Source organism: Sphingobium olei (assembly GCF_042678845.1).
Taxonomy (GTDB): Bacteria; Pseudomonadota; Alphaproteobacteria; order Sphingomonadales; family Sphingomonadaceae; genus Sphingobium; species Sphingobium olei.
Genome location: NZ_JBHTLS010000009.1, coordinates 75,787 through 101,969 on the forward strand (window position 1 = coordinate 75,787; position 26,183 = coordinate 101,969).

Consider the following 26,183-nt stretch of genomic DNA (forward strand, 5'->3'; position numbering starts at 1 on the left):
TTTCATGACCGACGCCACGCAGGGAAGCCGTAGCTGGCAGGGTCCGGTGAAACCCTATGTCGAAAAGGCCCCGCTGGCGGCGTTCTTCCTAGGGGTATCGTCCGGCTTTCCCTATGCGATGATCGGTGCGACATTAACGACCCGACTGGCACAGGACGGGATCGACAAGAAGGCGGTCACCGCCTTCACCCTCGCCTTCCTGGTCTATAATCTCAAATGGCTGTGGGCGTGGGTGGTGGATGGCGTCCGCTTGCCAGTGATCGGCCGGCTGGGCCAACGCGTGTCCTGGCTGCTGCTGGCAGGCGTGCTGGTGATGGCGGCGGTGGTCAATCTGGCGCTGGTGGATCCCACGACCAGCCTCATGCAGACGGCCTATGCAGCCGTGCTGGTGGGCGCGGCCGGCGCGACCTACGACATCGTCATCGACGCCTATCGCATCGAGGTGCTGAAGCCGGAGCAACTTGGCGTCGGTTCGGGCATGTCGCAATATGGCTGGCGCATCGGTTCGGTCGCGGCGGCCTCGCTTGCGCTGGTTCTGGCGGCGCGCATCGGATGGCAGGGAGCTTATCTCGCCTGCGCCGTCTTCGCATTGCCGGCGATGTTGACCGGGCTGCTGCTGGGCGAACCGGAGCGGCATCGCGATCCTACCGGACGGCGCGGCGTGGGCGAAGTGTGGCAGTCGATGGCGGGACCACTTGTCGAATTCTTCCGCCGGCGGGGCGCGTTTCTGGTGCTGCTGTTCATCCTGCTGCACAAGATCGGCGATACGTTGGCGAACCTCACTTTTCGCCTGTTGTTCGACGATCTGGGCTACACCAACGACGAGATTGCCATTTATGACGTCGGCATCGGCTTCTGGGCCTATCTGCTCGGGATCTTCGTGGGCGGGGTGCTTTATGCGCGGATGGGCATGAAGCGATCCGTGCTGCTCAGCCTCGTCCTGATGGGCGTGTCCAATTTCAGCTTCGCCGCGCTGGCCGCCCTGGGGAAGAGCAATTGGGGCATGGCGGGCGCCATCGGGTTCGAGAATTTTGCGAGCGGCATCGGCGGCGTTACCGTCGTCGCCTATTTCTCGGCGCTTTGCGACCTGCGCTTCACCGCCGCGCAATATGCGCTGATCTCGGCAGCGGCGAGCATCGTCGGACGGTTCCTGACCGGTACGACCGCTGGCGCGCTGATCGAGCGGTTCGGCTATGTCGATTTCTACCTGCTCACCACGGCGCTGGCGGCGCCGGGCATCCTGCTCTTCTGGCTGATGATGCGCGCTGGCCTGATCGACGCGAGTGTGGGAACGGCGGCGACGGAAACCGCCGATCAGCCGGCATAAAGATCGAGCGGGCGGCCGAGGTCGGCATGGGCCTGCGCGACGGCCTGGAGGCAGGTGAGCGCGCCGAGCGCATGGTCATTGCCGAGCAGGGCGCTGACCTGTTCATAGGCGCTGTTCGGATCGCGTAGCGCGATGCCGGCCGCCTGCATCAACAACCCTTCGTCCGCCGTCATCCGCGCGCAGCAGCATGGCGCGACCAGAATCTTGCGGCTGGATACGCGCGCAAGTTCCAGCATCATCGCGCGCATCAGGATGAGGGGGCGGCGGTAGCTGCGGCCGAACGCGCCAAGCATGGCGTTGGCGGCGTGCGCATCGTTGACGCCGCTGCTCGCCATGCGGCGCATGACGAACAGGAACAGCCGGTTGCCATAGCCGCCCGGCATTGGCCGGGGCAGATCGAGGGGGGACGTCTCTCCATAGGCCATAGAATCGCGCCTTTCTGCGTTAGTCGTGTACGCAGAATAGGCTAATGCGAGTCAGTCGCAAGTAAATTCAGTCGGGCATCTGCTCGTTGAGCCTGAGCACTTCGCCCGCGAGGTAAAGCGAGCCGCCGATCAGCAATTTAGGCGTCGGATCGCCTTGGGACGCCGCATCTGCCGCGACGGAATGGACAGCTGCGGCCGGCGTGTTATGCGCCGTGCAGCCGATGCCCCATCGATCCGCCACGGCCGTAAAGCGTGCCGGCGGATGATGGTCATGACCGGGCACTGGCAGCGCATGGATGTGGACCACCTTGCCCGCAAAAGGCGCGAGGAAGCTGTCTACTTCCTTGTTCGCCAACATGCCGATGATGAGGTGCAGCGGCTGCCCTTCCAGCCGGTCGTCGGTGAAATAGGCGGCGATCGCTTCGCCCGCGGCGGCATTGTGACCGCCGTCGAGCCAGGCGGTGGCACCGTGAGGAAGGGGCGCCAGCAGCGGGCCGCGCTCCAGCCGCTGGAGCCGGGCGGGCCAGTGCGCCCACAGCGGAGCGGCCTTGAGCGCGGCTTCAGGCAGCGGCACCGCCTGTTGATGGCGAAGCATGGCGAAGGCCAGCGCGGCATTCTGCACCTGATGCGCGCCGGCAAGGCGGGGCAGCGGCGTGTCCAGCCGTCCGAACCGATCTCGATAATGCAGCCGATCACGATAGGCCGCGGCGTCCCAATCGTCACCCTGGCCGATCCAGTCCGTACCGGCTCTCGCGACCGCATCGATCATCACGGGGTGCAGCATGTCGGGATAACGCTGCGTCACCAGCGGCGCGCCGGCCTTCGCGATACCTGCCTTTTCGGCGGCGATCTTCTCCAGCGTGTCGCCAAGGAACGCCTGATGATCGATCCCCAATTGCGCGATGCCGCAAACGACCGGGTCGACCAATATGTTCGTCGCGTCGAGGCGTCCGCCAAGTCCCACTTCGACGATGCAGGCGTCCGCCCGATGTTCGGCGAAGGCGAGAAAGGCGGCGGCGGTCGTCACCTCGAAGAAGCTGGCGTTCACGTCCTCCGCGATGTCCAGCACGCGTTCCAGATAGCGGGCAAGCGGGGCGTTCTCGATCAACGCGCCCGCTATGCGGATGCGTTCGTTGAAGCGGACGAGATGGGGGGAGGTGAAGACATGGACCTGTTTGCCATCCGCCTCCATCGCGGCGCGCAGGAAAGCGCAGGTCGATCCCTTCCCATTAGTGCCGGCGACATGGAAGACGGGAGGGAGGGCGCGATGCGGGTCGCCGAGCCGCTCCAGCAGCCGGGAAATCCGCTCCAGGCCCAATATGTCCGCGCCGGGGGAGAGGGACCAGAGTCGGTCGAGTTGCGCCTGAACCTCAGGGTCGTCCGAAACGGCGTGGTCGGCCATGGCGCGCGTGTCCCCCGGTGGCGCGGTTCGACGTGGGTCAGGCGGCGACGCGCGGCGTCAGATAGCCGATGACGCGCGCCAGCGTATCGCGCAAGTCGCGGCGATGGACCACCATGTCGAGCATGCCGTGCTCCAGCAGATATTCGGCGCGCTGGAAGCCTTCGGGCAGCTTTTCGCGGATCGTGCTTTCGATCACGCGCTGGCCGGCGAAGCCGATCAGGGCATTGGGCTCTGCGATCTGGATGTCGCCCAGCATGGCGTAGCTGGCGGTGACGCCGCCCGTGGTCGGATCGGTCAGGACCACGATATAGGGCAGGCCGGCCGCATGCAGCTTCCGGATGGCGACGGTGGCGCGGGGCATCTGCATGAGGGACAATATGCCCTCCTGCATCCGCGCGCCGCCGGCGGCGGTGAAGATGACATAGGGGCATTTGTGCGCGATCGCGTCATTGACGCCCTGGATGAAGGCCGCGCCTACGCCCATGCCCATCGATCCGCCCATGAAGCCGAAATTCTGCACGCCCATGACCAGCGGCACATCGTCGATCGCACCGCGCGCGTTGATGAGCGCATCCTGATCCCCAGTCGACTGACGGGCGGCCTTGATCCGGTCGGGGTAGCGCTTCGTATCGCGGAACTTGAGCGGGTCTTCCTGCACCTGGGGCGTTGGCAGCAGGATGAAGCCGGCGTCCAGTATCTGCTCGAACCTGTCGTTCGGGCCGATGCGGCCATGATGGTCGCAGCGCGGGCAGACGGAGAGATTTTCTTCCCATTCCTTGATGAAGATCATCTCCATGCAGGACGGGCATTTGTGCCACAGCGTCTCGGCGGTGGTTTCCTTCTTGGCGATGAAGGGAAGGGCGTTGCGAACGCGGTTGATCCAGCTCATGCGGCGGTCTCCTGGGTTCGGTGGGTGAGTGCGCCGGAGAGCGACGCGACGAATTGCTGGATGAAGGGAGCGGCGGCGTCACCATGGCTGCCGACGATATCGACGATGGCAGAGCCTACGACCACGCCATCGGCGACGCGGCCGATCGCTGCCGCCTGTTCGGGGGTGCGGACGCCGAAGCCTACTGCGATCGGCAGGTCCGTGGCTGCCTTGAGCTTTTCGACCGCCATCTCGATCGATGCCTGCGCCGCCTGCTGCTTGCCGGTGATGCCGGCGACGGCGACGTGATAGAGGAAACCGCTCGCGCCATTTAGCACGGCGGGCAGGCGCGCGGCGTCGGTGGTCGGGGTCGCGAGGCGGACGAGATGGACGCCGGCCGCGCGCAGGGCCGGGCCGATCTCGGCATCCTCTTCGGGCGGCACGTCGACGCAGATGACGCCATCGACACCGGCCGTCCGGCATTGATCGGCGAACCAGTCCGCGCCGCGCACCTGCATCGGATTGGCATAGCCCATCAGGATCAGCGGCGTGTCGGGATGGCGCGCGCGAAAGTCGGTGGCGAGGGCGAACACATGCTTCGTCTTCGTGCCTGATCCAAGGCTACGCAGGTTGGCGAGTTCGATCGCCGGACCGTCCGCCATCGGATCGGTGAAGGGCATGCCAAGCTCGATGATGTCCGCTCCGCCCTCGACCAGAGCATCCAGTATGGCGGGCGTGGACGCCACGTCGGGGTCGCCGGCGGTGACGAAGGTGATGAGCGCGGCGCGGCCCTGCGCCTTGCAGGCGGCGAAGCGGGTGGAGAGGCGGTCCATCACATCTCCACTCCCAGCGCGTCGGCCACGGTGAAGATGTCCTTGTCCCCACGGCCCGACAAGTTGACGACGATGATCTTGTCCGCGTCCAGCGTCGGCGCGACCTGCTCGGCGGCGGCGATGGCGTGGGCGGATTCGAGGGCGGGGATGATGCCTTCCAGCTTCGACAGCGTCTGGAAGCTCTCCAGCGCCTCGTCATCCCTGATCGGCAGATATTTGACCCGGCCGATCTCATGCAGCCAGCTATGTTCCGGGCCTATGCCGGGATAGTCCAAACCGGCGGAGATGCTGTGCGCCTCCGTGATCTGGCCGTCCTCGTCCTGCAGTAGATAGGTACGGTTGCCGTGCAGGATGCCGGACGCGCCGCCCGCAAGTGATGCTGCGTGCTTCTTGTCGAGACCTTCGCCCGCCGCCTCGACGCCGATCATCGCGACTTCCGGGTCGTCGAGGAAGGGGTGGAACATGCCGATCGCGTTTGAGCCGCCGCCGACCGGCGCGATCAGCATATCGGGCAGGCGGCCTTCCGCCTCCAGCATCTGCGCGCGGGTTTCCTTGCCGATCACCGACTGGAAATCGCGCACCAGCTCTGGGTAAGGATGCGGACCGGCGGCGGTGCCAATGATGTAGAATGTGTCGTGCACGTTCGACACCCAGTGCCGCAGCGCGTCGTTCATCGAATCCTTGAGCGTCGAAGAGCCCGAGTGGACCGGGATCACTTCCGCGCCCAATAGCTTCATGCGGAACACGTTGGGCTTCTGCCGCTCGACATCCTTTGCGCCCATGAAAATCTTGCATTCCATGCCGAACAGCGCCGCCACGGTCGCGGTGGCGACGCCATGCTGGCCCGCGCCCGTTTCCGCGATCACCTTCTTCTTGCCCATGCGGCGGGCGAGCAGCGCCTGGCCGATGCAGTTGTTGATCTTGTGCGCGCCGGTATGGTTGAGTTCCTCGCGCTTCAGGTAGATTTTCGCGCCCTTGCCGGGCTCCGCCTTCGCGCGTAGCGCCTCGGTTAACCGGGCTGCATAATAAAGCGGGTTGGGGCGGCCGACATAGCTGCGGAGCAGTTCCGTAAATTCTTCATCAAACGAGCGATCGGCCTTGGCGGCCTTATAGACCTTCTCCAGTTCCAGGATCAGCGGCATCAGCGTTTCGGCGACGTAGCGGCCGCCAAAGGAGCCGAAATGGCCGCTTGCGTCGGGCTGGCTGCGAAGGCTGTTCGGCAGGGTGATGCTGTCGGTCATGATGTTCGATCTTTCAAAGACATAAATGGGCGTTCGCTTCGGATTGCGGAAGCGATCAGCGCCATCGTCCTTCGATGCGCATGGTGTGAATGTGCGGCGTCAACATGCCGACACCGCTTTGCAGAAGGCCATGATCTTGTCCACACTCTTGATGCCCGGCGCGTCCTCTATGCCCGAAGAGACATCGACCAGGGGCGCGCCGGTCAGGCGGATCGCTTCGCAGACGGTTTCGGCCGACAATCCTCCCGACAGGCCCCAAGGCGCGGTGATCGATAGGCCACGAAGCAGCGTCCAGTCGAACCGGAGGCCCATGCCACCCGGCAGCGTGCCGGGCGGCGTCTTTGCATCGAACAGCAGCAGGTCGGCCGCGCCCACATAGGCTTTGGCTGCGTCTATGTCGGCACTGGTCTTGACCGATATGGCCTTCCAGACCGGAAGGCCGGAAAGCCGCCGGACGGCGGCGACCCGCTCAGGGCTTTCACTGCCATGGACCTGTAGCGCCGTCAGCGCGCCGATGGCCGTCAATCGTGCAATCTGGTCGTCGTCTGGATCGACCAGCACGGCGACCCGCGCGACATGGGACGGGACGGGTGCGGCGAGCGCCCTGATCTGTTCCGGCTCGACATGGCGCGGACTTTTGGGGAAATGCACGAAGCCGAGATGGGTCGCACCCGCGCGCACGGCGGCGCCGACCGTTTCCGGCGTCGAAAGGGCGCACATCTTGATCGCGAGTCGGGACATGGCTGCGCGCTTTAGACGGGAAAGCGGATCAAGTCACATCATGTCCGGGCATGGTCAGGTCCATGTCGTGCAGCGCCAGCCATTGGTCGGCATGGGCGATGCAGGCGTCCCCCAGATAGCGGTCCAGCGTGGCGACGATGTCGGCATCCGTCATATGGCGCGGATCGAGCGGGGGGTGCCAATGCAGGGCGAAATGCGGTCCGCTGGTGCGTACGAGGTAGAAGGGCAGGAATTGCGCGCCGACCTTTCGCGCGAGGCGCAAGGCGATCGACAGATTGCCCGAGGGTTCGAGCGGGCGGCCGAAGGTGGGGAACCAGACCTGCCGGTCGCGCCGTTCGTCCGCGAGGATGTAGAGGGTGGCGCGATCCTTCTGCGTCAGATGCTTGAGCACGCCGCGCGCCGCACCCTCGCCGCCGATCGCTTCGCCCATATAGCTTGAGCGGGCCTTCTTGAGCTGCGCCGCAATCTTCGGATCCTCCGGGTCTTCATAGACGCCGAGGCCCGGCCGGTCGGTCGACCATTTGATATGGGCGGCCAGCAAATCCCAATTGCCCAGGTGACAGGTGAAGGCGATCATCGGGCCGGGGCCGTCCAGAACCTGCTGGTAGCCTTCCTTGTCGATCACCGTCACATGCGCGTCGTTCACCAGCCGATCGATATTGGCGAGTTCGGCCATGGTGCGGCCGATGTTAACCCAGCGACGCGTCAGGATCGCCTCCCGCTCGGCCTCTGAAAGGTTGGGGCGCAGGATGGCGAGGTTTGTGCGGGCGCGGGCGTCGCGCAGCTTCATGGTGCGCCGCGCGACGTTGGCGGAGAGCCATCCGCCGAGCCAGGATGCCGGGCCGGCGGGCAGATGCCGCATCAGCGCGAAGAGAAAGGGGTTGGAGAGCATCGCATGAGCGTCATACAGGAGCAGGCGAGGCGGTAAAGGGCGTGACGCTGACGATGATATGGGTTTGGGCGATCCTTCAGGCGCTGACCGTGGCTGGCGTGCTGAACTATTGGCGGCACTTGCCCAGGGATCGCAAGGTCGAAGCGCCGGAAGGGGCGGTCGTGATCCTCAGCCTGCGGGACGAGTGGGATGGCGGCGCGGACCTGATCGCGCGGCTGCAGGGGCAGTGCGCGCCGTTTCGGCTATTGCTGGCGACTTCGGGTACGTGTCCGGCGGCCGAGGCCCTGGGGGCGCGGGAGCCGGATCGGGTTCAGGTGGTCGCGGCGGGCGTCGCCACCGACGAAGGGCAGAAGGTGCACAAGCTGCGCGCGGCCCTGCGCGCCTTGCGGCCGGAGGATCGCTGGCTGGTCTTCATCGACGCCGACATTGCGCCGCCGGAGCGGCTGGTGGGGCGGCTGCTCTTCCCGCTGGTGCGGGGAAAGGCGGACATTGCGACCGGATACCGGCTGCTGCTGCCGCAGGGGTGGGGCATGGCGGCGCTGGTCGGCGCGGTCGAGATGCAGCTGGCGACTCTGCCCCGTTCGCCCAGCGCGACGATGCCGTGGGGCGGCGCGATGGCGATGAGCCGGGACGTGGCGGAGCGGCTCGATCTGGACCAGGTGCTGGCGGGCAGGCTGTCCGACGACATGAGCATCGGCCTTGCAGGCTGGCGAGCGAAGCTGCGGCTGCGGCCGGTGCGCGACCTGCTTGTGGCAAGCCCGATTGGCGGCAGCGGGCTGCTGGGCTTCGGGGTGCGGCAATATCGGCATATCGTCACGAACAGTGCGGGCATGTGGGCGCTGGCGACTGGAGTCGTTGCAGTGCAAGCAGCGGGCTGGCTGTGGGCGCTGGGCTGGGGCGGCTGGAGTGCAGTGGCGATTGGCTATGGCGCGGCGTGGGTCAGGGCAGGCGTGCGGTCGCGGATCATCGGTTCGGCAGTGGAGCCGGATCAGGCGCGGTTGGCGCGGCGTTCGCTGCTCTGGGACACGGCCGCGCCGTTCGTGGTATCGTGGGCGCATCTGGCGGTGCAACTGGCTGCCGCGACATCCCGCCGCATCCGCTGGGGCGGGTGGAATTATGTGGTAAGGCGGGGGCGGGTCATCCGCATGACGCGCGCTTAACTTCGCACATTTCCCGTACATCTTGACATTTCGATGCGCGGATAGGAAATTTGGTTTCCTATCAAATACTTCTATCGAATTTTATAGCATAGGTGGCAAGAGACGGACAGAGTGGGATTAGAAACCGGCGGGGAACAGATGCCATCCATCATCACCGATGCGCAGCACCACCTTGCCCGCTACCGCGCTCATCGGCAGATCGGCATAGAGGTGGGGGAAGAGCGCGCCGCCGCGCGACACCTCCCACTTCACCTTCTCTCCGAAAGGCGCGAGGTCGATCATCAGCATGACCAGCCTGTCCTGTCCGGCGAAATGTTTGGCGACCGTTTCCGCCGCCTGGTCGCGGGTGGACATGTGGATATAGCCGTCCGCAAGATCGACCGGCGCGCCCTTGAACACACCGTCCGCCTTGAACTGCGCATATTGATCGGCGGTCAGCACCTTATAGGCGAAGAGATCGCTCACGCTTCGCCGCTGTCCACTTCGCTGTCCGCCCCATCATCTGCTGCATCGCTCTCTTCGATCTTCGCGGCGCTCACTACATGCTCATTGTCTGAGACGTTGAACAGGCGGACGCCCGCCGAGTTGCGGCCGATGACGCGCAGGGAATCAAGGCCCATGCGGATCAGCTTCGCCTGGTCGGTGACGAGCATGAGCTGATCCGCGTGTGTCGCGGGGAAGCTGGCGACGACCGGCCCGTTGCGGGCGATATTGTCGATGTTGGTGATGCCTTGGCCGCCGCGTCCGGTGCGGCGATATTCATAGGCCGAGGACAGCTTGCCATAGCCGTTGGCGCAGACGGTCAGGATGAACTGCTCGGCTTCCTGCATATGCGCGAACATCTCGCGGTCCTGCATCTCGCCGTCCTTCTCGGGCTTCCACGGGGCGAAGCGGAGATATTCCTCGCGCTGTTCGGCGTCCGCGCCGGAGCGGTGCAAGACGGACAACGAGATCACCTCGTCCTTGTCGGCCAGCTTCATGCCGCGCACGCCGGTGGAGTTGCGGCTCTGGAATTCGCGCACATCCTCCGCCTGGAAACGGATCGCCTTGCCCTGACGCGTGGCGAGCAGAACGTCGTCGCTTTCGTCGAGCAGGGCGACGCCGATCAGCCGGTCGTCCTCATCCTCGCCCTCGAACTTCATGGCGATCTTGCCGTTGGACGGCACGTTGGCGAAGGCGTCCATGCTGTTGCGGCGCACGGACCCCTTTGCCGTCGCGAACATGACGTGAAGCTTGCCCCAGTCCGCCTCGTCCTCGGGCAGCGGCAGGACAGTGGAGATGGTCTCGCCGGGGCCGAGCGGCAGCAGGTTGATCATAGGCCGCCCGCGTGTCGCCGGGCCACCTTCGGGCAGGCGCCAGACCTTGAGGCGATAGACCTTGCCGGCGGTCGAGAAGAACAGAACCGGCGTGTGCGTGGACGTCACGAACAGTTCGGTGACGGCGTCCTCGTCCTTGGTCGCCATGCCGGAGCGGCCCTTGCCGCCGCGCGCCTGCGCCCGGAAGGTGTCGAGCGGGGTGCGCTTGATATAGCCCTGCATGGTCACCGTGACGACCATTTCCTCGCGTTCGATCAGATCTTCGTCCTCGATGCCATCGGCGGCGGCCGTGATCTCCGACAGGCGCGGGGCGGCGAACTCGCTCTCGATCGCCTCGAACTCCTCGCGCATCACCGCGTAGAGTTTCACCCGGTCCGCGAGGATGGCCAGATATTCGGCGATGGCTTCGGCCAGTTCGGCCAGTTCCTTGCCGATCTCATCGCGACCGAGTGCGGTCAGACGGTGCAGGCGCAGGTCGAGGATGGCGCGGACCTGAATGTCGGACAGCTTGTAGCTGTCGCCGGTGACTTTGGTCTCGATCGCTTCGACCAGGCGGAGATAGGGCGCGATTTCCCCGATGGGCCATTCGCGCGCCAGCAGCGCCTCGCGCGCTTCGGCGGGGCTGGCCGATCCGCGGATGATCTTCACCACTTCGTCCAGGTTGGTGACGGCGACGACGAGACCGAGCAAGATGTGCGCCCGGTCGCGCGCCTTGTTCAGCTCATATTTCGTCCGCCGGGTGATGACCTCCTCGCGGAACTTGATGAAGGCCTCGATAATCTCGCGCAGGCCCAGCAGTTCAGGGCGACCGCCGCGAATGGCGAGCATGTTGGCGGGGAAGCTCGACTGCGCGGGCGTGTTGCGCCACAGCTGGTTGAGCACGACTTCGGGCGTCGCATCGCGCTTCAGATCCATGACGATGCGCACGCCTTCGCGGCTCGATTCGTCGCGGATGTCGCTGATGCCCTCGATCCGCTTGTCCTTGGCGGCTTCGGCGATCTTTTCGACCAGGCCCGACTTGCCGACCTGGTAGGGGATGGCGGTGAGGACAATCGACCGGCGGTCGCCGCGTCCTTCCTCCACATCGTGGCGCGCGCGCATGATGATGGAGCCACGCCCGGTGTGATAGGCGCTGCGCGCGCCGGACTGGCCAAGGATCAGCGGGGCGGTCGGAAAGTCGGGGCCGGGGACGATCTGGATCAGTTCGTCGGTGGTGATGCCGGGATTGTCGATATAGGCGAGGCAGGCGCGCAGCACCTCGCCCAGATTGTGCGGCGGGATGTTGGTTGCCATGCCGACCGCGATGCCGCCTGCGCCGTTGACCAGCAGGTTGGGGAAGCGGGCCGGCAGCACCTGCGGCTCGTTTTCCGAGGCGTCGTAGTTGGGTGTGAAATCGACCGTATCCTTGTCGAGATCTTCCAGCAGGGCGTTCGCCACCTTGGCGAGGCGCGCTTCGGTGTAGCGCATCGCGGCCGGCGGGTCGGGGTCCATCGATCCGAAATTGCCCTGACCGTCGATCAGCGGCACGCGCATCGACCAGTCCTGCGTCATGCGCGCCAAGGCGTCGTAGATCGAGCTGTCGCCGTGCGGGTGATATTTACCCATGACCTCACCGACGAGGCGGGCGGACTTGCGATAGGGCCGGTTGTAGACGAAGCCTGATTCCTGGGCGGAGAAGAGAATGCGGCGATGCACCGGCTTCAGCCCGTCGCGCACGTCCGGAAGGGCGCGGGCGACGATGACGGACATGGCATAGTCGAGATAGCTGGTCTTCATCTCCTCGACGATGGAGATGGGGCTGATGTCCGAAGGGTCGGCGAGGACGGTCTCGTCGGTCAATGCGATTCTCTTTTTTTGGATGAATGTGCCTTTGTCCCATCCCTAGCGAAGCGAAACAAATCTGTCACCCCTCGCGCGCGTACGCGCGCCTGCGCGCGCCGCCAAGGCGGTGCATGGGGCTGCCGGAACGAAGCCCGCGCATAACGGTTGCAAAACATGCCGGAATAGGCTTGTTCAAAGCCCGTTCACGCGCCGGCCCCTAATCGGCGCAGCAACCCCTTGAAAGGTCGCCTGGTCCCAGGCGCAGAGGAGATGAGGATCATGCGTTTTGTAACCCCCGTGGCGCTCACCCTGGCTTTGGCGATGACCGGAGGCGCCCTGTCCGTTCCTGCCTTCGCCGCCAAGAAGGAAGAGAAGAAGGCGGGCGCCCCCAAGCTCAACGTGTCGCCCGACGTGATCAAGTCGCTCCAGGCCGCGCAGAAGGCACTGGAGGCGCAGGACTTCGCCGGCGCGAAGGCGGCGCTGGCGGAAGCCGACGGCAAGGCCAAGTCGAACGACGACAAATATCAGATCGGCGCAATCAAGCTGAACGCCTCGATCGCGGCGAAGGACAATGCTCTTCAGACCGAAGCGCTGAACCAGATGCTCGACAGCGGCCTGACGCCGCCGGAACAGGCGGGCCAGTTCAATGCCGTGGTCGCGGACCAGGCCGTGGCCGCGAAGAATTATGACGTTGCGATCCAGCGGGCGCAGGCTGCGCTGGCGGCGGGCTACAAGCCCGAGGCGGTCAATCCTACGCTGGCGCAGGCCTATTTCGGCAAGGCGGGCACCACCAACGTTTCGGCTGAGCCGGCGCGCGGTTTCACTGTTCAGGGCCTTGCAGCGCTCAAGGCAGCGGCCCAGGCCATCAAGGCCTCCGGCCAGCAGGTTCCTGCACAATGGTATCAGATCGGCGTCAGCCGCGCCGAAGCGGCCAAGCTGCCCGAAGTGACCGAATGGGCGACGATGGCGTACCAGGCCGAACCGAGCGGGCAGAATCTGCGCACGCTCGTCCGCCTGTTCCAGCGCGCCAATCCCAACATCTCCAATCGCGAAAACCTGGACGTGCTGCGCCTGCTGGGTGCATCGGACGGCCTCGTGATCGCCGCCGACTATACCGAATATGCGGAAATGGCGTCGAAGACGGGCATCTATGGCGAGGTCAAGTCGGTCATCGACAAGGGCCGGTCGAAGGGTGTGCTGAACGCATCGCAGGGCGGCGACGTGTATCAGCCGGCCGTGGCCAAGATCGCGGGCGACAAGGCTTCGCTTGGTTCGGCCGAGGCCGATGCGCAGAAGGCTGCCAACGGCAAGATCGCGGCGGCGACGGCTGACGCCTATCTTGGCTATGGCGACTATGCCAAGGCCGCTTCGATGTTCGAGCTTGCCAAGCAGAAGGGCGGCGTGGACGCGGATGAAGTCAACACGCGCCTCGGCATCGCCAAGGCGATGGGCGGCGACATGACTGGTGCGAAGGCCGCTTTCTCGGCTGTGCAGGGTGGTTCGCGCAAGCAGGTCGCTGGCCTGTGGCTGGCCTATCTCGGCACCAAGGGCGCCTGAACCTTTAGCGTGGCGCCGCCCCTGGGGCGGCGCCACGCTCTTGCCGGATAATGATTTTGGGGGAGGCCCTGTTGGCCGTGCGTTTCCGATTTTCCGTTTCCCGCCTGCCGGTCGCCCTGGCCGCGGCAGCGATCCTCGCCGTTCCGGCTGTCGCCAGGAAGAAGGAACCGCCGGTTCCTGGGCCGCCCATCATCATGTCGGATGGCTTCCGTGCCGGGGCGCAAGCCGCCGGGGCGGCGCTGCGCGCGCAGGATGTCGGCACCGCCGCGACGCGGGTGGCTGCGCTCATGCCCAGCAACGATATGGAAGCCTATATCGCGGCGGGCTTGCGGTTCCAGCTGGCGGTGCAGCAGCGCAACCCGCAGGCGCAGCGGATCGCCCTGACCGACATGTTCAAGACGAATTCGGTGCCGCGCGCGGACGCGCCGCGCCTCCGCTTCATCGCCGCCTATCTGTCCTACACCGTGGGCAATTATGACGATGCGGTCGCCCAGCTCGATTATGCCAAGACGCTGGGCTACAGCGGGGTGGATGCCATCATGCTGCGCGCCGACATCGCGCTGCGCCGGAACAAGCCCAAGGAAGCGCGACCGTTCGTGCAGCAGGCCATTGCGGCGCAGAAGGACGCAGGCAAGGGCGTGCCGCTTTCCTGGACCGATCGCGCGATATCGATGGCCTATCAGGCAGGCGATTGGGTAGAGGTCGGGCAGCTTTATCGCGACCGGCTGAACATTCAGGATAGTAAGGAAGATTGGCGCACGGCGCTGGTCAATTATCAGGCGGCGGCCGACCTCGATCCCCAGCTGGAGCTGGACCTGTATCGCCTGCAGGCTGCAAACGGCGCGATGGCGAGCGAACGCGATTATCAGGCTTATGCCCAGGCTGCGGAAAAATCGGGCTATTATGCCGAAGCGAAGGCGATTATCGAGGCAGGGCGGTCCGCTGGCAAGCTGATGCCGACGCAGGCTGCGACCAGCCAGTTGCTGAAGGCGGTCACGCCCAAGGCGCCCAAGGAAATTGCGGGTCTGCCGGCGCTCGCCAAGAAGGCGGCTGCTTCCAGCAGCGGCAAGGAAGCCATCGCATTGGCGGACGCCTATTTCTCGCTCGGGCAGTTTCCGCAGGCGGCCGAGCAATATCGCGCCGCGCTGGCCAAGGGTGGCGTGGACGCCAATCGGGCGAATACCCGGCTTGGCGTAGCGCTGGCGCGATCCGGCGACCTTGCCAATGCGCAGGCCGCGCTGACGCAGGCGTCCGGCAAATGGGCCAGCGTCGCGGGTTTCTGGGCGGTGTGGGTAGAGCATCAGAACCGCAAGGCGGCCTGAGCCGGCAGCCGCCCGGCAAGGTCGCCTTAGACCGGCAGCGGAACGCCCGGCAGGTTCTTCGACGTGCGGATGGTCAGCGACGTCTTGACGCTGACCACATTGGGGGCGGGCGTCAGCTTCGATGTCAGGAACTGCTGGAAGCTCTGCAGATCCCTGGCCACCACTTTCAGGATGAAGTCGATTTCGCCGTTCAGCATGTGGCATTCCCGCACTTCCGGGAGCGCGGCGACATGATCCTGAAAGGCCTTGAGGTCTGCTTCCGCCTGGCTTTTGAGGCTGACCATGGCGAAGACGGTGATGGTATAGCCAAGCATCGCCGGATCGACGACGGCGTGATAAGAGGTGATCGCGCCAGCCTCCTCAAGAGCGCGTACCCGGCGCAGGCATGGCGGCGCCGTAAGCCCGACTTTGCGGGCCAGCTCGACATTGGTCATCCTGCCGTCCTTCTGCAATTCTCCCAGGATTTGCAGGTCGATATCGTCAATGTTGGGGCCGGCCATTAGCGTCGTTATTTCCTGTCCTGTTATCCTGAGGCATCATAATAATATTTCAGGGCATTGCAATTGTCCCACTATGCGACGATCGCTTTCGTTCGCGGCAACCGCCTCTTTCCCTTTGCCTCGTCCGGGCCTATCCACGGTGGAGAGCCGGTCGCGATGCAGTGCTCGACGATGCGCAAGCAGACGCAAAATGGGGACTTCGGTGCGTTTCAATGATCTCATGCAGACGGTGCTGGCGGGCGATGACCGCAGTGGCCTCGGCGGAGTGACCTTATGGCGGCAGTGCGTCGACCTGCTGGCGCAGGGCGATCGCGCGGGCCGGTCGGCGATGACCGCAGCGGAGCGCGCGGCATTGCTGGAGCGGCTTGAAAGCCTGCGTCCCAAGTTGAGTGAAACGCAACGACTCGCGACTGTGGTGGAACTGGGCGGAAGGCTTCGGTCGGCCAGCCTCGTGCGGTTTTTCGCCCATGACCGGCCGTCCGTCGCGGCTGCGGCAATGTCTCGTGCGCAACTGCCGGATGAGGCATGGATTGCCCTGCTGCCGGATTTGACCCCCACTGCGCGGGGCGTGTTGCGCGCCCGGCGGGATGTCGGCGCGACCACGCGACAGGCGCTGGAAGCGTTCGGCGCCCACGATCTGGTATTGACGACCGAGCGGACCGACATGGTCGGCGACACCTACATGCTGCTGACGCAGGACATGGAGGCCGATGAGACGGCGGAAGCGCTAGCCCCCGCTACCGCCACTGTCACGCGCTTGCAGCCGCCGAAAAGCGACGAAGGACAGATCCGCAGTCTGGTCGATCGGATCGCCCGGTTCACCAGCGGCCGGAAGGCCGTCGAGCCGGAGGCGAGTCCAGCCGACGCGCGCCAGGTCGATATGCCCGCGCGATCCTTCGCGTTCGAAACCGACGCAGCCGGGGTCATCCTGTGGGTGGATAAGGGGCCAAGAGCGGCACTGATCGGCCTGTCGCTGGCGGAAATCGCGCTGGAAGGCGGCAGCGGCCCGGACGGCGCAGTCGCGGGCGCCTTCGCCCGGCGCAGCGCGTTCCAGCATGGCCGTTTCGCGATCGTCGGCGGAGCACTGTCGGGCGAATGGCGCATGTCGGCCACGCCTTTCTTCGATCCGCGGTCCGGCCGTTTCCAGGGCTATCGCGGACAGGCGCGGCGGCCTCATCTGCATGAAGTGGCAAGCCAGCCCCGTCCCTCGACCATGGCTGTGGCCGGCCTGTCGACGGATTCGCTTCGCCAGTTGGTGCATGAATTACGCACGCCGTTGAACGCCATTTTGGGCTTTGCCGAAATCATAGAGCAGGAACTGTTCGGTCCGGCCGGCGGCGAATATCGCGACATGGCGGGAAAGATCGTGGTCGATGCGCGGCACTTACTGTCCGCCTTTGACGACCTCGACCTGGCAGCGAAAATAACGCGCGGTGATGGCGCGGGCGTGCCGCAACTGATCGATCCCGCCCTGCTGGTGACGCAGGTCGCGACCCGGTTCCGCGATCAGGGAGGGCCGCCGGTCGATATCGCCATCGCACCGGAACTGCCGCACATGCGGATCGACCCGGTGCAGGGCGAGCGCATGGTTCAGCATCTGCTGCGCACCGTCATTTCACTCACCACGCCCGGCGAGGCGGTGCGGGGGGCTTGCTGGCTCCAGCCTGACGGCGGCGGGGGACGTGTCGCGCTCAGCATCGACCGGCCTTCGAGCATCATGGGGCTGGACGAGGGGCAACTGCTCGATCCGGGGCATGACGGGGATTGGGCCGACGGACCTTTGCTTGGGCTGGGTTTCTCGCTGCGCCTGATCCGCGGCCTTGCGGCGACAAGCGGCGGCGGACTGGACATCGAAGCGCGTCGGCTGGTGCTTACTGTTCCAGCCGTCAGCCTTGCGACCGACGCCGCTGGGCAGGCCTGATCCGCCGAGGAAACCCATTCGCAACCATTGATTGCTAAGGCATGTGCCATGAGCTTGGCCCCGCATGACGGCAATCTGTTGCTGCCCCCTGACCCGCACGACATGATTGATCTGGATGCCGATTTCGGCACGCGGTTCATGCTTTTCGTCGACACCGAAGAGGAGTTCGATTGGAACGCTCCATTCCAGCGTAGCGGTCATGGCGTAACGGCGCTCGCCGGCATGGCGCAAGGGCAGGCGTTCTTCGCAGGCGCGGGCGTCAGGCCGGTCTATGTGACGGATTATCCGGTTGTTGACGATGATGCGGCGGCCGCGATGATGGCGCAGTGGGTCGATGCCGGAACGGCCGATATCGGGGCGCATCTGCACCCCTGGGTCAACCCGCCCCATGTCGAGGAGGTGAACGCGACGAACAGCTATGTCGGTTTCCTGCCGGTGGAGGTCGAGAAAGCGAAGCTGGAAGCCTTATGCCAGAGGATCGCGCAGCGGTTCGGCCGGCGTCCGACCGCCTACCGCGCCGGGCGTTATGGGGTAGGGCCCCACAGCGCGCGGTTGCTGGAAGAAGCAGGTTTTCGGCTGGACAGTTCGGTCCGCAGCCGATTCGACTATAGTCATCAGCATGGTCCCGACTTCAGGGGATTGCCGCAACATCCCTATTGGGCCGGGCCCCGCCGATCGCTGGTCGAACTTCCCCTGTCCACGGCCTTCGTCGGCTTGCTGCGGGGTGGGGGGGAGAAGCTCTATCAGGCGACGCGGAAGATGGGGCCTCTGCCTGGCGCCCTTTCGCGCGCACGAATGTTGGGCCGCGTGCCGTTGACGCCGGAAGGCGTGGCCGCGAACGAGGCGATCGCCGCGATCGACGCGCTGCTGGAGGAAGGGGTCAGGCTGCTCAATTTCAGCTTTCATTCGCCGACATTGGAGCCTGGCCATACGCCCTATGTGCGGGACGAGCGCGATCGCACCGCCTTCTATCGCTGGTGGGACAAGCTGCTTGCGCACATGGCGAAGCGCGGCGTACAAGCCGCCAGCCTGGATCAATTGCTGGGGGCCGTGCCGGCGCGCCAAGCACGGGCTTGCAAAGCGGCGTGATGCTGCCTAATCCGCATCGCTCGACAGGTGGGGCCTGTAGCTCAATGGTTAGAGCTGGCCGCTCATAACGGCTAGGTTGCGGGTTCGAGTCCTGCCGGGCCCACCAAAACTACCATCCAGCACAGTTCCATGCTATCAATAATCCGTTGTAAAACAAAGGATTATGATGCCATGGGCGTTCAGAATAGTTCGTAGCAGTTTGAAACTGGTCACGAATCGAGGGGTAGATTTGGGGGTATCGGAGCTCCAATTTTGGGGTATTTTTCCGATGGCACTTACGCACAATAAAATCGCAAACGCCAAGCCCGCAGAGCGGGATTATAAATTGTTTGATTCGAAAGGCTTGTTCCTGATCGTCTCGCCGGCGGGAGGAAAATCCTGGCGCTTTAAATATCGCTTCGGCGAGCGTGAGCGTCTTCTGACGTTGGGTAAGTTTCCCGAGGTCGGTTTGGTCGCGGCGCGCGAAGCTCGAACACGGGCCGCCGAACTTCTTGCGCAGGGTAAAAACCCGGCCGTTGAGAAAAAGAAGGTCAAGCTACAACGCCGGGCTGCGTCGGAGGCGACCTTTCGAAAACTGGGCGGGGAATGGCTCGCAGACATGAAGCCGACCTGGTCCCTCTCAAATTACAAACGCGTCAAGAATCGGCTGGAACGCGATCTCTATCCGCAATTCGGAAGCATTCCGGTCGGCGACATAGAGAGCGAGGCGATCCTGCGTGCGCTGCGAAGGATAGAAGCGAGAGGATCGATCGAGACGGCCAAACGCGTGCGCGGCTATGTCTATAGCATCTTCAGACGGGCGAAAGGGGAGAAGCTCGTCGACCTCCCCATCCTCATGGAAATCGATGAGATCAAAAGCGCATTGAAACCCGCCCGTCGGGGTAGACGCCAGCCTGCCCTGACCGAGGTCGCCGATATCATCGAGTTCCAGCGCTGTGTCGATCGATCAACCTCGAATCTTCTCACGAAACTGGCATCCCGGCTTTTGGGCCTGACCTTGGTGCGCGTTGGGGTCCTTCGGGCGGCACCATGGTCGGAGTTTCAGGGAATAAACTGGGACGATCCTGACGAGGCGCCCGACCAGCCAATCTGGCGCATTCCAGCGGACCGGATGAAGCTTGGCGTGGAGGACAAGGAAAATCCCGCTTTCGGGCACGACGTTCCTCTCTGCCATCAGGCCGTCGAGGTGCTCAGAATAATAAGGATGGTCACAGGAAGCCTTCCAATCCTGTTTCCGAGCGCGAAAGGCTGGCGGCAACCCATGTCGGATGCAGCGCTCAGTACCATGTACAAGCGGATGGCAGGGGGGCGGTATCAAGGCCAGATGGTTCCCCACGGTTGGCGTTCGTCATTCTCGACGATCATGAATGAACGAGCCGCCGAGCTTGAACGCGACGGCGATCGCATGGTCATCGATATGATCCTGGCGCACGTTCCCGAAGGCATTTCGGCTTCGGAATGGTCCTATAATCGATCGCGCTATCGCAAGCCGCGAACGTCGCTGCATCAGGTGTGGGCTGACCTAATTTCCGAGGGACTGGTGTCTCCTCACGAACTTCTTTCGCGGGAGACGAGCCTGAAGGGTGGCGGGGCGGCCTGACTGTGTCGGTCGCTCCCGTGTGAAGTATGGGCGCGACCGATACAACATTTTGGGCCTTTGTATCAGGCCTGGCTTGGAGGCAGATAGCCGCGAAGTTCGATTCTGGCAGGACTGCTCGATGGCTGATATCCCATAGGGTTCGCGATGAACTCCTCGATCTCGCTCTCATACCACGCAACTGCCCGGACACCGATGCGCAGGCGTCTGGGGAACCGACCGGCGAGCTCGCGACGATAAATCGTCGATATCGGCATGCCGGTCCTCGAAATGACGGCCTTCAGCCTTAAAAGACGGTCAGGCTGGCGCCTTCGATCCCGGTATGAGGGGTCGGGCTCTGAGTTTGGAATGCGTTCACGTGTCATTGAGCATCCTTCTTGATGAAGGTCTGCCCGCCGTCAGAAATTATGCTTGATAACCGGCCAACTGACAAGATCGCTGGTAGAAAAGACCCGCCGAGCAAGGCATTTTTCACTTTCCGGCAGCGGTCGAAATGCTAAACTTGTCATCAGGAACAACTCCATGACGAACGCAGAATCTTACGATGCTATTTCAACCGCTGAGCCGCCTCTGCGGATCAGCGATTGGCTATGGTGTCCGCTGTATGCCAAACTCTGGTGGGCTGCAGTTCCGATTTACTGGGCTGGCATGGCGGTCAGTGGCCACGTCCCATCGCTCGATGCATTCTATGACTCGGCAGCGGCTGGGTTCGCGATGATTGCTTTCTTTCCGCCACTTATCGCATGCGTTTTGTGTTTCGGCTTTTTCCGCGAGTGGTTGGCAAAGCAACACTTTGTCGTCGAGGAAGATGACTCACAATCATCAGTGTCACCATCTCATTATTCGCCGCCACTAGGGCCATCGGGCATTCCGGCAGCGCTTGATCCGCTAGATTTTCGTTCCGGCCTATTATGGAACGGCAATCCTGCAAATCCGAGCAATCCGATCGGGTTCAATCGCGTGTCTTGAATTCGCCATTACCATCGGTGGGGCCAGATTTTAGGTCTGTTGAAAGCCGCCCTTTTTCGAGAATGCTCGCTTGTTCAAAAGATGTGACGGGCGCAGTGATATCAGTCGTACCGCGACCGCTATCCGCCTGTCCAAGATAGCGATTGCGGAGGCCATTTGGACCAACGATCTCTGCAGAGAGGTGGTCAGCAAAAGTTGCTTGAGGAGATTGCGATCGAGAGGCCGCGCGCTCCGAATTCGCGATCGCTTGCCTCACATCGAAGTTGACGACGTCGAGCAGCGCGGAAGCGGTTTCGTTTGTCGTGCCACTTTCGACGCTCGAAATAGAAAATGCGCCGCCAAGCCGGCCTGATGTGGTATTGGTGCCACCGCCGTTCTTCGATCTACCAGTGCTGTCGACTGAGCCCGCCAACTCTCCGCCTGCACTCACACTAAAGCCGTTTTGATCTTGCGCTGTCCGTCCGATCGAGCGCTGCCATCCGGTCTGCGCCATGATGGCCTGAACGTCACGCTGCAGGGTATCGGCAACCTGTGGTTTTAGGCGCCAGTCGCCTTTGCGATCCATCTCGAAACCGCCGCGCAGCCAATTGGCCATGGCGGCACGGCCTTCGGCGCCGCCTCCCATGAAATGCTCGATCGTATCTGGCCCAGCCTGTTTGCCGGCTTCGAACCTGGTGCTGGTGTCATTGCGTGCTGACTTCTCGAAGCCCGCGCTGCTCGAAACGAGGAGGTCATTATGGGCGAGGCTCAAGCGCGCGTGACCGCCATTGGCAACGGCGCCCAACTGGCTTTCGTTGAGGAGCCCTGCCTGCCACATCTGGGCGGCGGTGGCAGGGGTCAGATTGAGGCTGAAGTCGCCATTCTGGTCCATCGCAATCTGGCGCCTGCTCATCTCGATCCCGTTCGCGCGCAGCAGCGACTGCATGCGGGTCAGGCGCTCCTTGTCCACAATGCTGGACATGCGCGCGTTGCGTGCGCGGTCGGCAATCCCTTCTGCGCCACCTTCGGCGATATCAACCTGGTTGCCCGATGTGTCGCTTAGCGTTCGGATGAAGCTGTCGAGGCGCGCGGCCTCCCGCGTCGATACGCCTGCGGCTGCCGCGCCTTCTGCAAAGCCGAAATTTTCAGATTGCCGGCGCTGCTCGCCGATCCGCGCGGCGCTCCGCGTCCCGTCATGCCCCACTTCGCGCTGTGCATCGAGCTTGCCTGAGCGCTCGGCAAAGTCATAGCTTGCTGCTTCTCTGGTGCGGCCATAGACGCTGGTGCCTTCCCGCGCTGCTTCGGTCGTCGCGCCGTCTGCCGTCCCGAGATCGGTGGATGCCCGGTAGGTTTCTAGCGCTCGTGCGACCTCAGCCTCATTCCGACCCGTCGCGCGGGAGAGTTGGGAAATGGCGGTCGAGCGCGCTTCGCCGGAAAGGGCGTTGATGAAGGAGATGCGGCGGCTCATTTCATCGACCGGCAATCCAAGCATAGCGGCGGCCTGGCGCTGGCCCTCATTTCCGCCCGTGCGGTGTGCCTGCTCGGTCGACACATTGCCCCGTTCGATCGACACGACTTGGTCGCCCGCATAGTCACGGCGGCCTTCCATCGCGCCAACCTGGACCTGGGCGGCCGTCAGGTCGTTGCGCAGCATCTGTTCCTGAGCGAAGCTGTTCGCGATCAATTTGGCGAAGGTTGGATCGGCGCTCGCTTCCGCGATAACGCCGCTGGCTTTCAGCTGGGCATCCTGCACCGAATAGCCGGCTCTTTCGAAATGCCGAGTCGCTCCCTGCATCATCATGCCATAGGCTCGCGAGTCGCCGAAGGCGCGCCATTGGACGAGATTTTGCGTGAAACCGGCGAACGCCTTTTCGCCCGCTTCCCCGGCGCCGAAATAGCCGGTGCCAAGATTTCGCAGGGCATCCTTTTCAGCGAAACTGTGGATCGCACCTGTAGCGGCCGCCGCGCGCACGGCGCTGGCCGTGGCGGGATCGCTGAGATCCTTGCCCGTCAGCGCCGGGGCGAGGCCGCCCAGTTCGCGCGCCGCGTCGATGCCTCCAAGCGCCATTGCAGTACCGCCAGCGCTGCCGTCGCCATGCGCGGCGCCGATCGCCCCTGCCGCGCCGAAGCTGCGATTGGCGGCAAAGCTCGAGCGCTCACCAAAGTCGCCAAAGCCCGAGGCTGCAGCACGGCGGGCGCCGGTGCCCATTGCGGAGGCCTGCGCTTCCAGAGCGGAGGCATAGCCTTCCGAAGTCGACACGTTGGCGGCTGCGGAGGAGCCCTGCGCCTGGACACCGAGCGACCCGCTGGTGAAGGCCGAAAAGACGTTGCCAGAGAAGCGGAAGACGGTGAAGACGAAAGCGCCGGCAAGTCCTGCGGCGGCCGTCCGGAAGCTGCCGAAAATGGCGAGAGCCTTCATCGCGGACGAAGGCGCGAGCATCCAGGCATTGGCCGCCAGATGGTTCGAGCGCATCTCCGCTAGCACCGCCATCGCTCGGCCCAGCGTCAGCTGATAGATGCCAGCATCAATCACTCCCCAAAGCGCGACGAACACGAAAAGTCCGAGCGCAAAACTCGCGACGCGCAGGTTGATGGGGGTCAGGACGAAGAGCAGCGCGATCGGCATCATGAACAGCATGATCCCGAACACCGTCGCTCGGATCGTCGGCATCCATTCATTGGCCGTGGACATCGTGGCCAGGCCGGTTGAGACAATCGCCCTGTTTGCCATGACCCTTGAGGCTGTCGCCGGGCTGTCCTCGAAGAGAACGTCGCCCACGCTGTTGCCAAGAAGGATGTTGGTAAGGAACGCCTGAGCAGTAAGCGGCGTCCCCAGCATCATGTCGCCCATCTCGGCGAGGTTCGAGCGGCATCGGGCAAACTGATCCGCTTTTCCGATGTCATAGCCGGTGCGCTGGCAGACCTGGGCCGAATAGCCTTCGAAGACGGCGGCGTCGGAAAGACGCTCTGAAATATGCTGCCAGGCCTCCTCACAGCTGACCGTCGTGCCGCCCTTGTCCGCTGAAGTGAAGACGGTGCTGAAGGTTGCAGGCCCTGCCATGGCGGCGAAGGCAGCAGGGAGATCGGAACTGGTGCGGAAAAGCTGATCGTCATCGATCCCATAGGCGGGAGACACGCGGGCGACTGGATAGCATTGGCGGACATAATCCTTGATCGTCGCGTCGAGGAAGGCGTCGGTCATGGGGCCACGCGGGGACACGGCATTGAGAAATAGGTCGAAGGCATGGCCGCCAGCGCCGAATTCCAACTTTGCGTGGGGATCGAGCACATTGTCGTCGATCGTCTCGGCGAGCGCGCGCTCCATCATGTTGGTGACGCCCGCAACCAGGACAATGAGATTGGGGACATCGCCGACAGGCTGATAGGCGTTGCGGACCCGGTCATAGACATGGACGGTCCCGGTGGTCGCGACGAGGCCGACGAAGAGGCCGATCCCCACCAGCATCTGGAGACCGAAAGCGACAAGCCCCATGCCGGTGCCCCGGATCATGGCGAGAACCGCGCCCAGAGCGAGGCCAACGACGGCTATGATCAGCACCAGCGTTTCATAACGCGGATCGGAAAAGATCATCGAGACGAGGCGGAAAGCATCCACCGTCTCGGCAAAGCCGTCATAGGTGTGAAAGCTCGCCTCCAGCGCCAGCGCGGGGGAGGTGGAGATAAGGGCGGAGAAGGCTGTTAGAGCGCGGAGGGTTTTGCGCATGGGGCGGGCCTTCAGATCAGCGGTTGCGATTGGCGGCAGCGCCGGCGGCATCGCGCGCATCCTTGTCGCGCTGGCGAATGAGCCCGGCGTAGCTCGTCGAAAGGTTCGTCTGGGAGAGGGCCGCGAGATAGGATTGGCGCATCTGCGCGCGCTGGCGCAGCACTTCCTCCCGCAGATCGCGCAGCTGCTCGATCCCCTTGGTCAGAATGCGGGTCTGGCAGATATTGGTGCTGCTGCTGTCAGCCGCGCCGGCTGCCGTGGTGCCTCGCTCTGCGTTGGAGAGCGCAAAGTCGATGCTGCGCGTCAGATCGTTCAGCATCTGGTAGGCGAGGGTGAGCGCGACCAGCTCGTCGGTGTCACCGATCACGGAATCCACCACATCCTGCCGCACGCCCCATTCCAGCATCCGATAGACAGGGAGCGTCCGGACATTGGCGACGAATTGGCGCTCTTCGGCTGTGAGGGCGGTCCTCGAGCGGATTTTCTCTGCGATGCCGGTCATGCGCTCGCGCGTCAGAGTGAGCGCGCCCTTGCCGCCATCCTGGGTGCAATCGGCGCTGGACGCCGGCACATTGAGCGCGCGCCGCATCACCCTGCCGCTCAGGAAATCGTCAGGGGAATCGCTATCCTGCGCGGCGCAGGCGGGGATGGCTGAGAAGAGTGGAACCTTGTCATTGTCGTCCCAGCGCATGTAGACGTCGCCGACCCGCGCCCGCATGACGCTGGCCCAGTCCGATGCGCCGACGCGGGCCGCCGCATGAGCGAGGAGGGAGCCCGTCTTGAAGATGTCGGTGACGTCGGCCGGGCAGTTGGCGAGCGCGTCCTTCAGATCCTCGGTTGGGTTGTTACCATTGGACTGAATCTTCTCGCGGCTCTGCTGGTAGCTTTTGGAGAGGCCGGCCTTTACCGATTTGTAGCCGGTCATCTCCTCGATGATGCCCGACATATTATCGTCGCCCTTGGCGATCTGGACCATGCGGTTGGCAAGGCGGCAGTCATTGACCTGGATGCTATTCAAGTAATTGGTGGCCGCTTCCATCTTCGAAATGATGTTCCCCATCTTCTCGTCGAGCGTCTCAAGCAGATATTGAAAGGCGACAGCCGGCGCTGCCTGAAGAATGCTCTCGAGCTTCTCGACCAGATAGTCGGGATCAAGAAAGGACATGCCGCCCAAGAACATGTCGATGCCGCCGCAGCCTGCCTTCACCTTGGGAAGAGAGAGACTCATCAGATAGTCATTATGGACATCGACCCTTCCGGACATGCCGCCCGCGGTCACATAGCCGCGCGTCTGGTCTTCGAAGCTGCCTGGGCTGGTGTAGGTCACATTGTCGAACCAATGCTCGGCCCAGCTCTGCGCGCGCGCGGGTGCTGGCGTCATGCCGCAGCTAGCAAGGATGAGCGCGGCCGTGATCGCGATGTGGCGGATCAGCCAAGTGGGGATCAGGCAAGCGGGACGGGCGGCAAGGACCATGGCGGGCTCCTGAGAGAGGTGTGGG

21 protein-coding genes and 1 tRNA gene are annotated in these 26,183 nt (G+C 63.9%); 9 read left to right on the plus strand and 13 right to left on the minus strand.

Annotated features, from left to right (window positions below):
- Positions 1-4: 4 nt before the first annotated feature.
- Entirely contained in the window at positions 5-1,327 is a 1,323-nt protein-coding gene (locus ACFQ24_RS02365; RefSeq protein WP_380908821.1) for an AmpG family muropeptide MFS transporter, read from the plus strand.
- On the opposite strand, the gene ACFQ24_RS02370 is transcribed toward ACFQ24_RS02365, so the two are convergent.
- From ACFQ24_RS02370 to ACFQ24_RS02400, 7 genes are all read right to left on the minus strand, one after another.
- Positions 1,315-1,752: a DUF6628 family protein gene (locus tag ACFQ24_RS02370; RefSeq protein WP_380908823.1), complete on the minus strand. Its 438-nt coding sequence runs from the start codon at positions 1,750-1,752 to the stop codon at positions 1,315-1,317. The genes ACFQ24_RS02365 and ACFQ24_RS02370 overlap by 13 nt on opposite strands.
- A gap of 67 nt (positions 1,753-1,819) precedes the next feature.
- The gene (locus ACFQ24_RS02375; RefSeq protein WP_380908825.1) at positions 1,820-3,154 is read right to left on the minus strand and encodes a bifunctional folylpolyglutamate synthase/dihydrofolate synthase; all 1,335 of its coding nucleotides are present in this window, start codon (positions 3,152-3,154) and stop codon (positions 1,820-1,822) included.
- Positions 3,155-3,191: 37 nt separating this feature from the next.
- Positions 3,192-4,043, minus strand: coding sequence for an acetyl-CoA carboxylase, carboxyltransferase subunit beta (gene accD, locus ACFQ24_RS02380; RefSeq protein ID WP_380908827.1), 852 nt, complete (start codon positions 4,041-4,043; stop codon positions 3,192-3,194).
- Positions 4,040-4,855: a tryptophan synthase subunit alpha gene (gene trpA, locus ACFQ24_RS02385; RefSeq protein WP_380908829.1), complete on the minus strand. Its 816-nt coding sequence runs from the start codon at positions 4,853-4,855 to the stop codon at positions 4,040-4,042. The genes accD and trpA overlap by 4 nt, the downstream gene beginning before the upstream one ends.
- Positions 4,855-6,096: a tryptophan synthase subunit beta gene (gene trpB, locus ACFQ24_RS02390; RefSeq protein ID WP_380908831.1), complete on the minus strand. Its 1,242-nt coding sequence runs from the start codon at positions 6,094-6,096 to the stop codon at positions 4,855-4,857. The genes trpA and trpB overlap by 1 nt, the downstream gene beginning before the upstream one ends.
- Before the next feature lie 99 nt (positions 6,097-6,195).
- Positions 6,196-6,837: a phosphoribosylanthranilate isomerase gene (locus ACFQ24_RS02395; protein WP_380908833.1), complete on the minus strand. Its 642-nt coding sequence runs from the start codon at positions 6,835-6,837 to the stop codon at positions 6,196-6,198.
- A gap of 28 nt (positions 6,838-6,865) precedes the next feature.
- Entirely contained in the window at positions 6,866-7,729 is an 864-nt protein-coding gene (locus ACFQ24_RS02400) for a lysophospholipid acyltransferase family protein (protein ID WP_380908835.1), read from the minus strand.
- Positions 7,730-7,782: 53 nt separating this feature from the next.
- On the opposite strand from ACFQ24_RS02400, the gene ACFQ24_RS02405 reads away from it, so the two are divergent.
- Positions 7,783-8,889 carry a glycosyltransferase gene (locus ACFQ24_RS02405; protein WP_380909038.1) on the plus strand — a complete coding sequence of 369 codons (1,107 nt, stop codon included), beginning with the start codon at positions 7,783-7,785 and terminating at the stop codon, positions 8,887-8,889.
- Positions 8,890-9,006: 117 nt separating this feature from the next.
- Here the strand turns inward: ACFQ24_RS02405 and ACFQ24_RS02410 are convergent, their stop codons facing one another.
- Both ACFQ24_RS02410 and gyrA read right to left on the minus strand, forming a co-directional pair.
- Positions 9,007-9,354, minus strand: coding sequence for a DUF952 domain-containing protein (locus tag ACFQ24_RS02410; RefSeq protein WP_380908837.1), 348 nt, complete (start codon positions 9,352-9,354; stop codon positions 9,007-9,009).
- Positions 9,351-12,044 carry a DNA gyrase subunit A gene (gyrA, locus tag ACFQ24_RS02415; RefSeq protein WP_380908839.1) on the minus strand — a complete coding sequence of 898 codons (2,694 nt, stop codon included), beginning with the start codon at positions 12,042-12,044 and terminating at the stop codon, positions 9,351-9,353. Before gyrA ends, ACFQ24_RS02410 begins: the two co-directional genes overlap by 4 nt.
- Positions 12,045-12,305: 261 nt before the next feature.
- Here gyrA and ACFQ24_RS02420 point away from each other — a divergent pair, with 261 nt between their 5' ends.
- On the plus strand, positions 12,306-13,583 hold the full coding sequence (locus ACFQ24_RS02420; RefSeq protein ID WP_380908841.1) for a hypothetical protein: 1,278 nt from the start codon (positions 12,306-12,308) through the stop codon (positions 13,581-13,583).
- Between the two features lie 77 nt (positions 13,584-13,660).
- Positions 13,661-14,905: a tetratricopeptide repeat protein gene (locus ACFQ24_RS02425; protein ID WP_380909040.1), complete on the plus strand. Its 1,245-nt coding sequence runs from the start codon at positions 13,661-13,663 to the stop codon at positions 14,903-14,905.
- Between the two features lie 26 nt (positions 14,906-14,931).
- Here the strand turns inward: ACFQ24_RS02425 and ACFQ24_RS02430 are convergent, their stop codons facing one another.
- Positions 14,932-15,405 carry an Lrp/AsnC family transcriptional regulator gene (locus ACFQ24_RS02430; protein ID WP_066766295.1) on the minus strand — a complete coding sequence of 158 codons (474 nt, stop codon included), beginning with the start codon at positions 15,403-15,405 and terminating at the stop codon, positions 14,932-14,934.
- 190 nt (positions 15,406-15,595) lie between these two features.
- Here ACFQ24_RS02430 and ACFQ24_RS02435 point away from each other — a divergent pair, with 190 nt between their 5' ends.
- The 4 genes from ACFQ24_RS02435 (at position 15,596) to ACFQ24_RS02450 (ending at position 20,015) form a co-directional block, all read left to right on the plus strand.
- Entirely contained in the window at positions 15,596-17,326 is a 1,731-nt protein-coding gene (locus tag ACFQ24_RS02435) for a sensor histidine kinase (protein ID WP_380908843.1), read from the plus strand.
- Positions 17,327-17,374: 48 nt separating this feature from the next.
- A complete protein-coding gene (locus ACFQ24_RS02440) occupies positions 17,375-18,415 on the plus strand; it encodes a polysaccharide deacetylase family protein (protein ID WP_380908845.1) in 1,041 nt (346 codons plus the stop codon).
- A gap of 30 nt (positions 18,416-18,445) precedes the next feature.
- Positions 18,446-18,521: transfer RNA gene (locus ACFQ24_RS02445), tRNA-Ile, on the plus strand.
- 162 nt (positions 18,522-18,683) lie between these two features.
- On the plus strand, positions 18,684-20,015 hold the full coding sequence (locus ACFQ24_RS02450; RefSeq protein WP_380908847.1) for a tyrosine-type recombinase/integrase: 1,332 nt from the start codon (positions 18,684-18,686) through the stop codon (positions 20,013-20,015).
- Positions 20,016-20,077: 62 nt separating this feature from the next.
- On the opposite strand, the gene ACFQ24_RS02455 is transcribed toward ACFQ24_RS02450, so the two are convergent.
- A complete protein-coding gene (locus ACFQ24_RS02455; protein WP_380908848.1) occupies positions 20,078-20,377 on the minus strand; it encodes a helix-turn-helix transcriptional regulator in 300 nt (99 codons plus the stop codon).
- A gap of 157 nt (positions 20,378-20,534) precedes the next feature.
- Between ACFQ24_RS02455 and ACFQ24_RS02460 the strand changes: the two genes are divergently transcribed.
- Positions 20,535-20,981 (plus strand): hypothetical protein, encoded by a 447-nt coding sequence (locus ACFQ24_RS02460; protein ID WP_380908850.1) that lies wholly within the window; start codon positions 20,535-20,537, stop codon positions 20,979-20,981.
- Here the strand turns inward: ACFQ24_RS02460 and ACFQ24_RS02465 are convergent.
- Both ACFQ24_RS02465 and ACFQ24_RS02470 read right to left on the minus strand, forming a co-directional pair.
- The gene (locus ACFQ24_RS02465; protein WP_380908852.1) at positions 20,965-24,684 is read right to left on the minus strand and encodes a conjugal transfer protein TraG N-terminal domain-containing protein; all 3,720 of its coding nucleotides are present in this window, start codon (positions 24,682-24,684) and stop codon (positions 20,965-20,967) included. The genes ACFQ24_RS02460 and ACFQ24_RS02465 overlap by 17 nt on opposite strands.
- Positions 24,685-24,700: 16 nt before the next feature.
- Entirely contained in the window at positions 24,701-26,065 is a 1,365-nt protein-coding gene (locus tag ACFQ24_RS02470) for a conjugal transfer protein TraH (protein WP_380909042.1), read from the minus strand.
- Positions 26,066-26,183: the final 118 nt, after the last annotated feature.

Bases quoted from the DNA above. Each gene is read 5' to 3' on its own strand.
- ACFQ24_RS02400 (WP_380908835.1), bottom strand. From the start codon at position 7,729: ATGCTCTCCAACCCCTTTCTCTTCGCGCTGATGCGGCATCTGCCCGCC.
- ACFQ24_RS02405 (WP_380909038.1), top strand. From the start codon at position 7,783: ATGATATGGGTTTGGGCGATCCTTCAGGCGCTGACCGTGGCTGGCGTG.
- ACFQ24_RS02435 (WP_380908843.1), top strand. From the start codon at position 15,596: ATGGGGACTTCGGTGCGTTTCAATGATCTCATGCAGACGGTGCTGGCG.
- trpB (WP_380908831.1), bottom strand. From the start codon at position 6,096: ATGACCGACAGCATCACCCTGCCGAACAGCCTTCGCAGCCAGCCCGAC.
- ACFQ24_RS02440 (WP_380908845.1), top strand. From the start codon at position 17,375: ATGAGCTTGGCCCCGCATGACGGCAATCTGTTGCTGCCCCCTGACCCG.
- ACFQ24_RS02460 (WP_380908850.1), top strand. From the start codon at position 20,535: ATGACGAACGCAGAATCTTACGATGCTATTTCAACCGCTGAGCCGCCT.
- ACFQ24_RS02420 (WP_380908841.1), top strand. From the start codon at position 12,306: ATGCGTTTTGTAACCCCCGTGGCGCTCACCCTGGCTTTGGCGATGACC.
- ACFQ24_RS02470 (WP_380909042.1), bottom strand. From the start codon at position 26,065: ATGACGCCAGCACCCGCGCGCGCGCAGAGCTGGGCCGAGCATTGGTTC.
- ACFQ24_RS02375 (WP_380908825.1), bottom strand. From the start codon at position 3,154: ATGGCCGACCACGCCGTTTCGGACGACCCTGAGGTTCAGGCGCAACTC.
- trpA (WP_380908829.1), bottom strand. From the start codon at position 4,855: ATGGACCGCCTCTCCACCCGCTTCGCCGCCTGCAAGGCGCAGGGCCGC.
- ACFQ24_RS02455 (WP_380908848.1), bottom strand. From the start codon at position 20,377: ATGACACGTGAACGCATTCCAAACTCAGAGCCCGACCCCTCATACCGG.
- ACFQ24_RS02465 (WP_380908852.1), bottom strand. From the start codon at position 24,684: ATGCGCAAAACCCTCCGCGCTCTAACAGCCTTCTCCGCCCTTATCTCC.
- accD (WP_380908827.1), bottom strand. From the start codon at position 4,043: ATGAGCTGGATCAACCGCGTTCGCAACGCCCTTCCCTTCATCGCCAAG.
- ACFQ24_RS02370 (WP_380908823.1), bottom strand. From the start codon at position 1,752: ATGGCCTATGGAGAGACGTCCCCCCTCGATCTGCCCCGGCCAATGCCG.
- ACFQ24_RS02450 (WP_380908847.1), top strand. From the start codon at position 18,684: ATGGCACTTACGCACAATAAAATCGCAAACGCCAAGCCCGCAGAGCGG.
- ACFQ24_RS02430 (WP_066766295.1), bottom strand. From the start codon at position 15,405: ATGGCCGGCCCCAACATTGACGATATCGACCTGCAAATCCTGGGAGAA.
- ACFQ24_RS02365 (WP_380908821.1), top strand. From the start codon at position 5: ATGACCGACGCCACGCAGGGAAGCCGTAGCTGGCAGGGTCCGGTGAAA.
- ACFQ24_RS02395 (WP_380908833.1), bottom strand. From the start codon at position 6,837: ATGTCCCGACTCGCGATCAAGATGTGCGCCCTTTCGACGCCGGAAACG.